The following is a 12,124-nucleotide window of genomic DNA, read 5'->3' as shown; positions in this document are numbered from 1 at the left end:
GAAGTTCTCGATGATGAGCTTCCAGTTCGCCTTCACGTCGTAGGTGATACGACGGCCCACGGAGAGGTTCTCGATGCCGTAGTTGTCGATCGACTTCACGTCGCCGAGCCGCTCCACCACGGCACCGATCACGTCCTCCTCGAACGAGGGCGGGTTCTCCGCCAGGCACACCCACACATAACCGAGCCACTCACGGACATGGACGTTGATCAGCCCGTACTCGGTGCGGCCGACGTCGGGCATCGAGGTCAGGTTGGGCGCGGCCACCAGCTTGCCGTCCAGGCCGTACGTCCAGGCGTGGTACGGGCACTGGAAGGCCCGCTTGACCTCACCCGACTCCTCGGTGCACAGCCTGGCGCCGCGGTGCCGGCAGACGTTGAAGTAGGCCCGGACGGAGTTGTCCCGGGCCCGGGTGACCAGGATGCTCTCGCGACCGACGTCGACGGTGCGGAAGGCGCCGGGCTTGGCCAGCTCGGAGGCGCGCGCGACGCAGAACCACATCGTCTCGAAGATGCGCTCCTGCTCCTGGGCGAAGATGTCCGGATCCGTGTACGAGGAGCCGGGGAGGGTGGCGATCAGGCTGTCCGGCAGGGAGGTCGAGGTCACGCTGCACTCCTCGGGAGCGTCGGGAAGGGGAGTGGTGTCAGGAGCTGAGCGCGGCGAACCGCTTGCGCCAGCGGGTGAACAGGCGCGGCTGGTTCATCCCGAGTACGGCGACGGGCTCGTCGGCCCGCCGGTAGACGGCGAGGAAGCTGCGGTCGCCGGTGGCGCCCTCCTCGACCGTCACGCTGTCGGCGCCGGCGGCGTGGCCCACGAACTGGATCTTCACGCCGTACTGGTCGGACCAGAAGTACGGCGGCCGGGGCGTGCCCGGCTCCCGCGCGCCGTGGGCGAGCAGGGTGGCCACGGCGGCGGCGGGCCGCTCCAGTGCGCCGGTCCAGTGCTCGACGCGGCGGTGGCCGCCGGTGCGCGGGTCGTACCAGTTGGCGCAGTCGCCGACGGCGACGACCTGGGCCAGGCTGGTGCGGCCGTCGGCCCCGCAGGTCACGCCGTTGTCGAGGGCGATACCCGAACCCCGGAGCCAGTCGACGCACGGGCGGGCGCCCACGCCGACGACGACGGTGTCGGCGGGCAGCGTGCGGCCGTCCTCCAGCAGGACGGCGTCGACGCGGTGTTCGCCGCTCAGCCCCTTCACGCCGACCCCGCAGAGCAGGCGTACGCCGTGGTCGGCGTGGAGGGCGGAGACGACGGCGCCCATGGTCTCGCCCAGGGTGCCGGCCAGCGGGGTGGACGCGGCCTCGACCACGGTGACGTCCAGGCCGAGGGCGTACGCGGTGGAGGCGACCTCGGCGCCGACGAAGCCGCCGCCGATCACCACCAGCCTTCCGCCGCGGGCCAGGTCCTCGCGCAGGGCGCGGGCGTCGTCCAGGGTGCGCAGGGTGTGCACTCCGGCGAGTCCGTCGGTGCCGGGCAGGGCGCGCGCGGCGGCGCCGGTCGCGAGGACCACACCGTCGGCGCGGATGTCCCGGCCGTCGGCGAGCCGGACCGCCCGTTCGGTGCGGTCGAGCCCGGTGGCGCGCACGCCGAGCACCCATTCCGCGCCCAGGTCCTCGTCGTCCCGCTCCAGGGCGAGGTCCGCCTCGCCGACGGTGCCCGCGAGGAACTCCTTGGACAGCGGCGGCCTGTCGTACGGGCGGTGCGGCTCGTCACCGATGACGACCAGCCGGCCGTCGTAGCCCTGCTGCCGCAGCGAGCGCGCGGCCGTGAGGCCGGCCAGCGAGGCGCCCACCACGGCGACGGTCCTCACGCCGCGCCCCTGGCCGGCCGGGCGGCCACGCAGGGCGGCAGGTTGGGGGCCTGCTCCGACAGGCGGACGTGGATCGTGCCGTCCTCGACGACGACCTCGTGGGTGCGCACCGGCAGCTTGGCCGGCGGGGCGTCCACGGCGCCGGTGCGCAGGTCGAACTTCGAGGCGTGCAAGGGGCATTCGACCTCGCAGCCCTCCAGCCAGCCGTCGGCGAGCGAGGCGTCCTGGTGGGTGCAGGTGTCGTCGATGGCGTACAACTCACCGTCGTCGGTGTGGAACACCGAGACGGGAGGAGCGATGTCGAGCCGGATGGCCTCGCCTCGCGGCAGATCCGCGAGACGGCACACGGGAATCACCATGACACCTCGGTGCATATAGCGAAACGGATTGCGATGAACGCAACGCCAGTCTGGGCGCGCCCCGATGCGTTGTCAAGGAGTTCGCAAGCCGACCCGGACAGGGGTCTCCCCGGCCCGCCGAAGCAGCCCGGAAAGCACGGCTGAGCAGGCAGGACACGCGCGCAGGCCCCACCCCCGTGCCGTCGCGGAGACGTCATGGGGGCGGGACCTGGGCAGGGCCGCGGATGGTGCGGTCAGAAACCGCGGTCGATCCACTCCCGAAGGTGCGGCGCTTCGGCGCCGATGGTGGTGTTCTCCCCGTGACCCGTGTGCACCACGGTGTCGCCGGGCAGGGTGAGCAGGCGCTCGCCGATCGAGGCGATGATCGTCGGGAAGTCGCTGTACGACCGCCCGGTCGCCCCCGGTCCCCCGGCGAACAGCGTGTCGCCGCTGAACAGGGCGCCGAGCGCGGGCGCGTACAGACAGACGGCACCGGGGGCATGGCCGGGCGTGTGCAGTACGGTCAGCTCCACGCCCGCGACCACGATCCGCTGCCCGTCGGCCAGTTCGGCGTCGGGCGCCCGCTCCGGATGCGTCTGCTTCCACAGCGGGAGATCGTCGGGGTGCAGCAGCACCGGTGCCCCGGTGGCCTCGGCGAGGGCGGGCGCGGCGTCGATGTGGTCGTTGTGGGCGTGGGTGCACACGATCGCGACGAGCCGCCGGTCGCCGACGGCGGCGGCGATGGCCTCCGCGTCGTGAGCGGCGTCCACGACGATCACCTCGTGGTCGTCGCCGACGATCCACACGTTGTTGTCGACGTCCCAGGTGCCCCCGTCGAGGCTGAACTGCCCCGAGGTGACGAGTCGTTCGATGCGCGCGGCCGTCACAGGACCACCACCGAGCGCAGTACGTCGCCGTGGTGCATGCGTTCGAATGCCTTCTCCACGTCGTCCAGCGCGATGGTCTCGGTCACGAAGGCGTCCAGGTCGAGGCGGCCCTGGAGATAGAGGTCGACGAGCATCGGGAAGTCGCGCGAGGGCAGGCAGTCGCCGTACCAGGACGACTTCAGCGCCCCGCCCCGGCCGAAGACGTCCAGCAGGGGCAGCTCCAGCTTCATCTCCGGGGTCGGCACACCGACCAGCACCACGGTCCCGGCGAGGTCACGGGCGTAGAACGCCTGCCGGTACGTCTCCGGGCGGCCGACGGCCTCGATGACGACGTCCGCGCCGAATCCGCCGGTCAGTTCGCGGACCGCGTCGACGGGGTCGGTCTCCTTGGAGTTGACCGTATGGGTCGCGCCCAGCCTCAGGGCGGTGGCGAGCTTGCGGTCGTCGATGTCCACGGCGATGACCTTCGCCGCGCCGGCCAGCTTCGACCCGACGATCGCCGCGTCGCCCACTCCGCCGCAGCCGATCACGGCGACCGTGTCACCGCGCCCGACATTGCCGGTGTTGATGGCCGCGCCGAGGCCGGCCATCACACCGCAGCCGAGCAGTCCGACGGCGGCCGGCGACGCGGTCGGGTCGACCTTGGTGCACTGTCCGGCCGCCACCAGCGTCTTCTCGGCGAAGGCTCCGATGCCCAGGGCCGGCGACAGCTCGGTGCCGTCGGGCAGGGTCATCTTCTGCTTGGCGTTGTGGGTGTTGAAGCAGTACCACGGCCGCCCGCGCAGACAGGCACGGCACTGGCCGCACACCGCACGCCAGTTGAGGACCACGAAGTCGCCGGCGGCCACCTCGGTGACCCCCTCCCCGACCGCCTCGACGACCCCGGCCGCCTCGTGCCCGAGCAGGAAGGGGAAGTCGTCGCTGATCCCGCCCTCGCGGTAGTGCAGATCGGTGTGGCAGACCCCGCAGGCCTCGATCTTCACCAGCGCCTCGCCCGGGCCGGGGTCGGGCACGACGATCGTCTCCAGACTGACGGGGGCGCCCTTGCTCCGCGCGACGACAGCACGGACCTGCTGAGTCATGGCCACTCCTCGGCTCACAGCGGTATCGAGATGTTGCCTATTACGGGACCCATCTCGCCTTCCGCAACACAGCATCGCGGAGAGCACGGCGGCGGTCAAGGAAACGGACCGGCTGGGTGGAGCCGGTCAACGGCTTCGGCGGACAGGCGCGCGACGAGTTCGCCTTCCGGCGCGCGAGAACCGTTCGGACGTACTGCGGTGGTGACCGCCGGGCCGGAGCCCAGGCCCGAGACGGACCGTGCCTGCCGCCGTGCCGCTGCGGCTCACCCCCCGCCGCACGGGCCCAGCCTCCGGGAGGACCCTGTGACCGCTTCGGCGTCGCCTCTGCTGACCTTCGCGGTGTGATGTCGTTGGGGGCTGACGATGTCTGACCGTCGCGGTATGCCGGTGGTGTGGATATCCGCAGGGTGGTGGGCTGACGCCTGAACGGCAGGCGTTTCGCGAGCGGATCCGGCTGGAGGCCGCGGAGCGATGCGCTGCCGGTTTCTCCGACGCCGAGGCCGCCAAGGACTTATGGGTGAGTATGCGCTCGGTGCAGCGCTGGCGCCGAGCCTGGCACGACGCCGGCACCGAGGGGCTGCGGTCTGCCGGGCCTGTCTCCCGGCCCAGGCTGAGTGAGGCACTGTTTGAGGTGCTGGAGCAGGAGCCGGCCCAGGGGCCGGTGGCGCACGGCTGGCCGGACCAGACCTGGACGCCGGCATGGATCAAGACGCTGATCGGGCGCCGGTTGCACAAGAGCATGACGCTGTCGGCGATCACACGGATGCTGCACCGGCACGGCTTCAGCCACCAGACGCCTGGCTGTGCTTCAAAGACGAAGCCGGCTTCTCGATGACGCCGCCCACCGCACGGACCTGGGCCCGGCGTGGACGGCGTTGTGCTCGTGTGGGACAACCTCAACGTCCCCAAGGACCGCCGACTGCGGGAGTTCATCGACACCCACGACCGGATCACCTGCTACTTCCTGCCGGCCTACGCACCCGACCTCGACCCCGTCGAAGGCATCTGGTCCCTCCTACGGCGCAGCAGCCAGGCCAACACCGCCTTCGCCCACCCCGACCACCTCATCAGCACGCTCCGACATGGATTTCGCCAGATCCAGTACCGCAGCAACCGGACTCACCTTGACGACACCACGCCAACAAAGTCAGTAAGAGACCGCAGTCGAGGGTGCAGGCGGCGATGTTGATGGCACCCGCTCAGCCGGCCGAAGTGTTCTGTGTCGTCTCGCGTGCTTCGGTGAGGGCTCGCTGCCTGAGGTTGCCGCCGAACAACTGAATCGTGGTCGCGGCCAGGATGTCATCCCTGCCGATGGTCCGCCCGTCCCCCCTGCGGGTGGACAGGGCCCAAGGGGAATCCTTGGGGAACGGGGGTGGGGCCGGTTCGCCCGGCACCACTACGGTGACCGTACCGAAACGTTTGACCCCGCCCTCGCGGACGACCATGGCCGCGTCCCTGGCGAGGTCCGTCAGGAACACGCTCGCGATTCCGTCCAGGTCGCGGACCATCGCTGGAACAGCCGTCGCCCCCTGGCTCCGCAGCAGCTTCTTGACCCCAGCTTCGAACCTGTGGGCGCCGACCACGGCACTCGGTTTGCGCGACCTACTGCGCTTACGAGAAGGCACGATGACACCCTCGGCGTCGTACAGGACACCGGTCAGGCCTTGAAACGTCGGGCTGTGGTCGTACCACTTGTTCCCCACCTCGAGCTCTACGTTCCGGTCGATCGCCGAGAGCAGGTCACCGGGAATCAGCTTCTTCCGGGCCTCCGCCGCCGCCGCTCTCCTCGCGCCGTCGATGATCTCCGTCAGTACTGTCCGCGTCACCGACGCGGCGGCCCACGCGGCCGACCGAGAGACGTGCATCGAGGTCACGTCCCTGAACACCGCTTTGACGAGAGAAGGCTTGAACGGCGAGACATCCATGACCGAGGCGGTCTCGGGACCGCCGCGCTCAGGGCGTGCGGGCTGTGTGGTCATCGGAAGAAACGCTCCCTGCTGTCGGAGTTGAGGTGCGGATCACCACCGAGGCCATCATCGCTGCCGTCACCGGCTCTCTCGCTTCGCCCCGGACGGGCTGCTGGGCCGTACGACTCTACGGGCCGCCTTCAGTACACCGGGCTCAGCACCACACTGTCCCAGGCCTTCGGCTGCGCTCTGGCCGACGTCCTGGCCGTACCGACGGGTGCGCATCCGCGGGGGGCGAAGCCATCCTGGACCGGAGCGCCAACGCGACTGACCAGCAGACCGCCATGGCGCTCGCACTGGCGTCAGCCCCACATGAAAGGCTGCCGGCGACACCAGGACCTGATCGGAGAGCGACTGGATGGGTTTCAAGGGCGAGGTCTGGCGACTGATGCGGCAGAAAGAGCTGATTCCGGCGCCGACGTCCGGAGAGGTGAAGCCGCGGTTCGACGAGTCGCTGGCTCTGCTGGAGGCGGAGGAGTGCCGTTCGCGGCCCGGTACGTCGCCATCCGCAGGTAGGTCTGGTCGACGTGGGACAGGCGCCCGTACTTCAGCGCGTCCGCGGCTTCAGCAAAAGAGCAGCGGGACTTGCTTCTCGACACAGAGCCGCAGGACAACAGCCAACCGACGGGCGTCCGTGATGTGCTGGTGGAGGAGCGTGTTGTCGCAGTCCTGTGACCACTCATCGGCGATCGCCTCCAACCGGTGCAGGATCACGGCGCAATCGACAGGTGATAGGTCGTCACCGCCGGTGTCAGGGTGATCGAGCAGTGGCTCCAGCACGGTGGACACCTTGCTCCACGGCCGATCGCCGCCGAAGCCCCGCATCTCGGACAGGTCGAACCCCTCGGCCTGGGCCAGGTGCCGTCTCAACGCGGCAAAGCCGCTGTAGGACCAAGAGACGTCCAGGCTGCTGTTGTCCCCATCGCCTGGGAAGAGAACCAGCCCCATGCGCCCTCCTTGTGTCCTGCAGGCCGAGCGAACAGGATCGACGGGATCGGCCTGTCATCGCAACTGAGACGATCCCCAGGTGGTGATCCCCGCGTCAGAGCAGTCCTGGATCGCTCCCTTCACCGGCCTGAGCCCCGAGCCGTTTGTACACTCCCCCGAGATACAGCAGCGCGCCGCCGCCTGGCGGTCCATGCCCCCAACGCGCCCGCCGCGCCGCCTGATCGTCCCGTCGTCCACTCTCCGTGCCGGACGGCGGGGCTCGGCCTATGTCGGTCACAACCTGGCCACAACTCCGCCGCTCCTGTCCAGCGCGTCGCATGATGCTCCCTCAGTACAACGTCCCTGGGGGGATCATGCACGCCCGTCGAGCCGCCTGCGCAGCCGCGCTCATCGCGGCCACCGCCACCGCCACCGCCTGCAACAGCAGCGGAGAGCCGAAGACCATCCGCGTCACTGTCACACAGACCGTCACCTCGTCACCCGGTACGAACGCCGCGGCAGACGCCGATTCCGGCGTCCTCGAGATGGGCGCGAAGAAGACCATCGATGACGACGCCAACGACGTCCACATCACCGTTCAGGCCATCGAGTACCAGCAGCCCTACAAGGGCCCGCAGCCTCAGAAGCCCGAGGACTTCCAAGGCGGTGACATCTGGGCTGCTGCCAGCGTCAAGGTGTGCAACGTCAGCGGCCCCAACATCAACGTCAGCCAGACACCGTGGTCCCTGGCCTACAGCGACGGCACCAGCATCGAATCCACCGGCCTGTCCGGCGGCGACATGCCGAAGCCCGAGTTCCCCATGGACAAGCCCGTCAAGTCCGGTCGATGCGCTGCGGGGCTGATCTCCTACCCGGTGCCGAGTGGCAAGAAGCCCGAGCGGATCGTGTATGCGCCTGATGGCGCTGATCCGATCGAGTGGGCGATCAGCGGCTCCTGACGGAGGCGGCGCCTGTTGCGGAGCTTGCCTGCCGCGGGGCCTGCTGTCCGCGCTCGGATGCGGTCGCGTCCAGAGTCACGGTCACGGTCACGGAAGAGCCGGCGTCGGTGTCGATGACCACCACATCGCCGGACGCGACGTCATGCGAGCAGCTCGTGATCCGGACGCTGCCGTCGGGCATCTGTGAGGTTAGTCCTGGTCGGCACTGTACGTGGCGCTGTCGGGGTCGGACTTCACGAGGAGGCCCGTCTCGGCGATGCTGCGGAGGAGCGCACGGGCCCGCTTGGGCGTCACGTTGTGTCCGGCGGCAGACAAGGACTGTACGGTGCGTTGAGGGGTCCAGGTTCCCCTTTCCTTCTCGATGATCCGTTGCAGGGTGGCCCGCTGGGTCGTCTCCTTACGGTCGCGGGGGCGGCCGTGGCGGTCCAGGATCCGGTAGATGCGTGAAGGTGGCAGGCCAGCGGCAATGCCGATGGCGTTGCGATCGGCTTCGTCACTGGTCTTGTCTGCGGCAACGATCGCCAACTCACGCCAGGCTTCAAGGTGTTGAATGGTGCGACTGACCATGGCGATGTTGCTGGCCAGCTCCCAGAAGTCGGTGGCTTTGGGCGGGGTGACCTCGCGGCTCGCGTCGAGGGATGCGTGGAGAGCACGAGCGAGGTCGTCCCAGTGTTTGACGACGACCTCTTCGCTGCCGTCGTCGCCGAAGTTGAAGGTGATTCGGGTCGCCAAGACGCCTCCATAGCGTTCGCTAGGCAGAGGCTAGTCGTCTAGCGAACGCGAGGCAAGGGCCTCAGGGCTCCAGGCAGGGCGAAGGCTGTTCATCAAACGGTCGTCTGATGCACCCGGTTGGGCGGGACGAGTAACGCCATTGTCATCGGTCTTCCCCCAAAGGCTGAGGGTGGTGCGGTGATCTGGGCGAGGATGAAGTCGACACGCGTCGGGGCGGAGTCGACGGGTACGAAGATCGCCGGTAGCCGGCGTCGTAGGAGCCCTGGATGATCAGCTGGTGGTCCGAGCGCCGCGTGGACCACAACGACCGAGCCGGGCGCGTCATAGCTGTCCCACCTGAGTCGTCACTTCCGACCAGCACGCTCATCGACCGCACCGCTGCGGCGTAGTGCGGGTCGCCTGCGGCGTCTGCCTTGGCGATCGGGTTCACGCCGTCGCCGTCCTCGCCGAAGCTGGAAGCGCTGGATGCTCGCCTGCACCGCCGGGGGCAGTGAGGCACCCCTCTCCCAGCAGGGGTCGGGCCTGTGGCACGACGGTCCTGTTCGGAGGTGAAGTGCCATGCCGACTCGGCGAATTCGATGCAGCCATGCCGATCCCCTCCATGCCAGTCCCGCCGACCGGGGCCGGCGTCTCCTCGACCGAGGAGGACGCGGCCGGGCGGTTGCGCCGTTCCCATGTGACGGGGGGTGACCGATGCGCGGGTGCCCTCTTCCAGGTACCCCACCTCGCCGACGCGCTTGCGGCACCGCTACCGGTCTCGTTCGGATCAGCAACATGATCGGCCGGGCAAGTCCTAGCTCAACGCGCTGGTCACAAAGAAGTCCGGCCTTCCTTGAGGGCCTTGATGCCTGCACGGTCTGTTTCTTCCGGTACCGCGTTGAGGCGGTGGATCAGCACCCAGCGGCCGTCGTCCATCGCTCCGGCGAAGACCGAGGCGTGGCGTGTCGCGCCGTTGTGCCAACGCAAGGGTCCGGATGTCTGCCAACTCGGCGCGGGATCCCCCAGCCGACGCTCCACCAGGAGCCGTACCACCAAGTCGGCTGCCGCGCGCGGAGTGGCCCACAAGCCTCCCGCCGGAAGGATCGCACCATCCATCGTCCATGGTCTGCGGGGCCGGCCGAGGAGCCCCGGAGCCGGCAGGCGCTGGGCGGGATCGGGGTTCGCGGTCATCTCCGTGATGTCGAGCGGTCGTAGGACGTACTCCGTTGCCAACTCCTCGTACGTTCTTGCGTAAGCAGCGGTCAGGGCCGCGCCCAGTACGGCGTAGCCGAGGTTGGAGTACTCCTCCGCTTGGCCGGGGCGCCGCGTGACGAGCGTGTCGAGCCGGGGGAGCAGCCGTTCCAGCGCGGGGCGGTCGAACGCCGCGTACGGGTCTCGGCGGGGAAAGCGACCGGGTGGCAGACGGGGCAGGCCCGAAGTGTGCCGGGCCAGATGAAGGAGCGTGATGCCTGTCCTGCGCGCTGTGGGTAGCCATCGTTCGACAGGATCGTCGAGCGCCAGTACCCCGGACGCGGCCATGCGGGTCATCGCCGTGCCTGTGACGACCTTGGTGAGCGAGCCGATCTGGACGAAGCGGTCGACGGCGTGGCCGTCACTGACGGTCGGCGCGGCGCTGTCGCTCAACACGCAGGTCGGGACACGCCGCACCGCGAGCTTCATACGCCCCGCGGCGGCACCGCACACGCGGGCGTGCCACCAGGCAGGCGATGGCGGTTGCGCGACACCCAGCGGTACAGCACGCGGGCGCAGGCGCGGATGCCGGGGAGGCGGACCAGGGCCGCGAGCGCGCGGTAAGCGGGCGACCGCGAGGTGCTCACGTAGCGGGCCAGGGCGTCTGCTCCCCCCGCAAGGACGGAACCGCCGTGCAGCAGCAGAACCTCACGGTCCAGACGTTCGAGGTACGGCGAGGTCGACTCGGTGGGCAGGAACTGCCACGGCACCGCTTCCAGGGTCGGTGCGGCCAGGGCCCGGATCCGGTCGATGGATGTCTGGCAGAAACCGCAGTCCCCGTCGTAGGCAAGGACGGGTGAAGACGGCTGTGTTGAGGATGATCGCGTGACATCGGGGTTGGTCATGGGTTCTCCATCCAGTGCTGCAACAGGGCCTCTCGTTCGGCCGGGCGCGGGGTACGGGATCCCGGGGACTTCTTCAACCAGTCCGTAAGCAGGACTGGGGGCGTCTGTCCTTGAAGGAAGTGTTCCAGGAGGCGTTGTGACAGCTCCACTTCGCGGACGGTGTACGCGGACGCGGCGGCTGAGTGCACGGGAATGCCGAACCGAAGTCCGTCCGTGGTCACCACCCGGACAGTCATCTCGGTGGGTGCCTGTGGTCCGAACACCACTTCGAAGGCCCTCGCTGACGACCGGCCCGTCGTCGTTCTGGCTGGAACGTCCTCGACCACCACTGTGGTGACGTGTCGCCAGGGCCAGGAGCCGGCATGTGGCCCGACCGCGATGAGACTGTCGGGAGCGAGACTGACGGCCGAAGGGGTCGTACTGGGCGGGGCGCCCAGGTAGACGGTCTGAGGGGCGATCCAGAACCCACCATGGCCCCGCCCTGCCGGCGGGCAAAACGCTGCGATAGATGTGTCTGCGCTGCCATCGTGTCCTCCCTGCGTGGTCAACCCGCATTCTCTGTCAGTGGTACGGGTGCGGTGTCCTCTTTCGGCCACCCCAGCTTGGCTCTGGCGTGACCCGCCAAGAACGAACCGAACCGCGTGGCCCAGCCCAGGGCCTCGCTTATGCCACGGCTGAGAAAAATCAAGTCACAGGCCACCATGTGAGGGCGAAACCCTCAGGCCCATGAAACCGGCTCCGCGAATAGTCATCGTTTGTCAGACAGAACCCAGGGCCTGTCCGGTGGGTCAGGAACAAGGCGTCCACCCGGCTGCCATCGGGCGCTTTAATACCCAGGTGGTGAACTGGACGCAGATGCACGACTGCTACGGGGATGTCGATCGCGTCCCCGCGCTTCTGGAACGGGTGGAGCTCGAGGACAACGCCGAAGCATGGGAGGAGCTGGGATACCGACTGGTCCTCGAACACGACCTCGTCTTCCCCGCCAGCTTTGCCGCCCTGCCGCGCCTCGTGCGTCTCGCCTCGAGGAGCGCACGGGCGCGTGGACTGGCCGGGACGATCCTGCGACGCGCAGCAGGAAACCACGGCTGCGACGATCTACTGGCGGACTGCGCCGACGCGATCGCGGAGTTCCGCAAGCTGCTGGACCGGCGCCTCCAATCGCAGCCGGCCGACTACCTCGCGACCTTCCTCGATTCGCTCGCGGCCAAGGAGGAGTACCACTGGAGTGCCGTCCTGGGGGACTTCACGGACGACTTCTACCACCTGGCCTGCCCTCACTGCGCCGTGGAAGTGACGATCGCTATCGGGGACCATGGGCGCTATTCAGCGATCCGGGACTGGCACCTG

The 12,124-nt window shown here is 69.0% G+C and carries 15 protein-coding genes and 1 pseudogene; 4 read left to right on the top strand and 12 right to left on the bottom strand.

The window, feature by feature from the left end:
• The 5 genes from AB0L21_RS39125 to AB0L21_RS39105 all read right to left on the bottom strand — a co-directional run.
• Positions 1 to 606 (bottom strand): aromatic ring-hydroxylating dioxygenase subunit alpha (locus AB0L21_RS39125; protein ID WP_365788716.1); only part of this gene is annotated, 606 nt, incomplete at its 3' end.
• Positions 607 to 643: 37 nt separating this feature from the next.
• The gene (locus tag AB0L21_RS39120; RefSeq protein WP_365788715.1) at positions 644 to 1,807 is read right to left on the bottom strand and encodes an FAD-dependent oxidoreductase; all 1,164 of its coding nucleotides are present in this window, start codon (positions 1,805 to 1,807) and stop codon (positions 644 to 646) included.
• The gene (locus tag AB0L21_RS39115) at positions 1,804 to 2,166 is read right to left on the bottom strand and encodes a bifunctional 3-phenylpropionate/cinnamic acid dioxygenase ferredoxin subunit (protein WP_365711522.1); all 363 of its coding nucleotides are present in this window, start codon (positions 2,164 to 2,166) and stop codon (positions 1,804 to 1,806) included. Before AB0L21_RS39115 ends, AB0L21_RS39120 begins: the two co-directional genes overlap by 4 nt.
• Before the next feature lie 233 nt (positions 2,167 to 2,399).
• Positions 2,400 to 3,032 carry an MBL fold metallo-hydrolase gene (locus tag AB0L21_RS39110; RefSeq protein WP_365711524.1) on the bottom strand — a complete coding sequence of 211 codons (633 nt, stop codon included), beginning with the start codon at positions 3,030 to 3,032 and terminating at the stop codon, positions 2,400 to 2,402.
• Positions 3,029 to 4,114, bottom strand: coding sequence for an S-(hydroxymethyl)mycothiol dehydrogenase (locus AB0L21_RS39105; protein WP_365788714.1), 1,086 nt, complete (start codon positions 4,112 to 4,114; stop codon positions 3,029 to 3,031). The genes AB0L21_RS39110 and AB0L21_RS39105 overlap by 4 nt, the downstream gene beginning before the upstream one ends.
• Positions 4,115 to 4,481: 367 nt before the next feature.
• On the opposite strand from AB0L21_RS39105, the gene AB0L21_RS39100 reads away from it, so the two are divergent.
• A complete protein-coding gene (locus AB0L21_RS39100) occupies positions 4,482 to 4,949 on the top strand; it encodes a winged helix-turn-helix domain-containing protein (RefSeq protein WP_365788717.1) in 468 nt (155 codons plus the stop codon).
• A 30-nt stretch (positions 4,950 to 4,979) separates the two neighbouring features.
• The gene (locus tag AB0L21_RS39095; RefSeq protein ID WP_365788713.1) at positions 4,980 to 5,303 is read left to right on the top strand and encodes a transposase; all 324 of its coding nucleotides are present in this window, start codon (positions 4,980 to 4,982) and stop codon (positions 5,301 to 5,303) included.
• 10 nt (positions 5,304 to 5,313) lie between these two features.
• On the opposite strand, the gene AB0L21_RS39090 is transcribed toward AB0L21_RS39095, so the two are convergent.
• Together AB0L21_RS39090 and AB0L21_RS39085 are read right to left on the bottom strand one after the other, a co-directional pair.
• Positions 5,314 to 6,093 carry a hypothetical protein gene (locus AB0L21_RS39090; protein WP_365788712.1) on the bottom strand — a complete coding sequence of 260 codons (780 nt, stop codon included), beginning with the start codon at positions 6,091 to 6,093 and terminating at the stop codon, positions 5,314 to 5,316.
• A 552-nt stretch (positions 6,094 to 6,645) separates the two neighbouring features.
• Entirely contained in the window at positions 6,646 to 7,029 is a 384-nt protein-coding gene (locus tag AB0L21_RS39085) for a hypothetical protein (protein WP_365710993.1), read from the bottom strand.
• Positions 7,030 to 7,382: 353 nt separating this feature from the next.
• Here AB0L21_RS39085 and AB0L21_RS39080 point away from each other — a divergent pair, with 353 nt between their 5' ends.
• On the top strand, positions 7,383 to 7,967 hold the full coding sequence (locus AB0L21_RS39080; RefSeq protein WP_365788711.1) for a DUF4352 domain-containing protein: 585 nt from the start codon (positions 7,383 to 7,385) through the stop codon (positions 7,965 to 7,967).
• Here the strand turns inward: AB0L21_RS39080 and AB0L21_RS39075 are convergent.
• The 5 genes and pseudogenes from AB0L21_RS39075 to AB0L21_RS39055 all read right to left on the bottom strand — a co-directional run bounded on the left by AB0L21_RS39075 (position 7,954) and on the right by AB0L21_RS39055 (position 10,774).
• A complete protein-coding gene (locus tag AB0L21_RS39075; RefSeq protein ID WP_365788710.1) occupies positions 7,954 to 8,148 on the bottom strand; it encodes a hypothetical protein in 195 nt (64 codons plus the stop codon). The genes AB0L21_RS39080 and AB0L21_RS39075 overlap by 14 nt on opposite strands.
• Positions 8,149 to 8,156: 8 nt before the next feature.
• Complete coding sequence (locus AB0L21_RS39070; protein ID WP_365710999.1) at positions 8,157 to 8,699, bottom strand: hypothetical protein; 543 nt, start codon at positions 8,697 to 8,699, stop codon at positions 8,157 to 8,159.
• Between the two features lie 370 nt (positions 8,700 to 9,069).
• Positions 9,070 to 9,279: pseudogene (locus AB0L21_RS39065) on the bottom strand (ferritin-like domain-containing protein); the annotation flags it as partial.
• Between the two features lie 230 nt (positions 9,280 to 9,509).
• Entirely contained in the window at positions 9,510 to 10,358 is an 849-nt protein-coding gene (locus AB0L21_RS39060) for a serine hydrolase (RefSeq protein ID WP_365788709.1), read from the bottom strand.
• Positions 10,355 to 10,774, bottom strand: a complete 420-nt coding sequence (locus AB0L21_RS39055; RefSeq protein WP_365788708.1) for a DUF393 domain-containing protein — start codon at positions 10,772 to 10,774, stop codon at positions 10,355 to 10,357. Before AB0L21_RS39055 ends, AB0L21_RS39060 begins: the two co-directional genes overlap by 4 nt.
• A gap of 783 nt (positions 10,775 to 11,557) precedes the next feature.
• Between AB0L21_RS39055 and AB0L21_RS39050 the strand changes: the two genes are divergently transcribed.
• Positions 11,558 to 12,124, top strand: a 567-nt coding sequence (locus AB0L21_RS39050; RefSeq protein ID WP_365788707.1) for a hypothetical protein, incomplete at its 3' end; no start/stop codon positions are given.

The sequence above is a fragment of the Streptomyces sp. NPDC052721 genome (assembly GCF_040678315.1).
Taxonomy (GTDB): Bacteria; Actinomycetota; Actinomycetes; order Streptomycetales; family Streptomycetaceae; genus Streptomyces.
This window is presented reverse-complemented; position numbering and strand designations above follow the sequence as displayed.